1 protein-coding gene is annotated in these 419 nt (G+C 65.6%); it reads right to left on the bottom strand.

Features of this window, described 5'->3' with window-relative positions; all coding sequences use genetic code 11:
* Window positions 1-419: ABC transporter permease subunit (locus tag LPA54_RS40095; protein ID WP_228985351.1), on the bottom strand; the 419-nt coding region annotated here is incomplete at both ends.

Below are 419 nucleotides of genomic sequence, written 5' to 3'. Positions count from 1 at the left end.
ACCGCTGCGACATGCCCTTGGCGCGCGCGGTGCGGACGTGCTCCTCCTGCAGTTGCTCGATCATGGTCGAGCGCGACATACGCGTGTACTGGGCGGTGAAGATGGTGGCCATCACGACCCAGGGGATGAGCAGTCCGAGGGCCCAGGTGCCCGGGTTCTCGGTGAACGGGTGGTACTTGGGGTTCTCCATGATGCCGGAGCTGTAGACCAGGATGCCCAGGACGATCGGTCCGAGCAGGTAGATCTGGAACGAGCTCAGCACGATCGAGGCGCCGGAGACGACCTTGTCGACCACGGTGCCGCGCTTCCAGGCGGCGAGCAGACCCGAACCGAGGCCCAGGGTCAGGAAGATCACCAGACCGCCGACGGTCAGCGACAGCGTCAGCGGGAAGCGGTCGACGATGGAGTCCCAGACGAAG

The sequence above is a fragment of the Streptomyces sp. DH12 genome (assembly GCF_020873895.1).
Lineage (GTDB): Bacteria > Actinomycetota > Actinomycetes > Streptomycetales > Streptomycetaceae > Streptomyces.
Note: the sequence above shows the minus strand (reverse complement) of the source record. Positions and strands in the feature narration are given on the sequence as shown.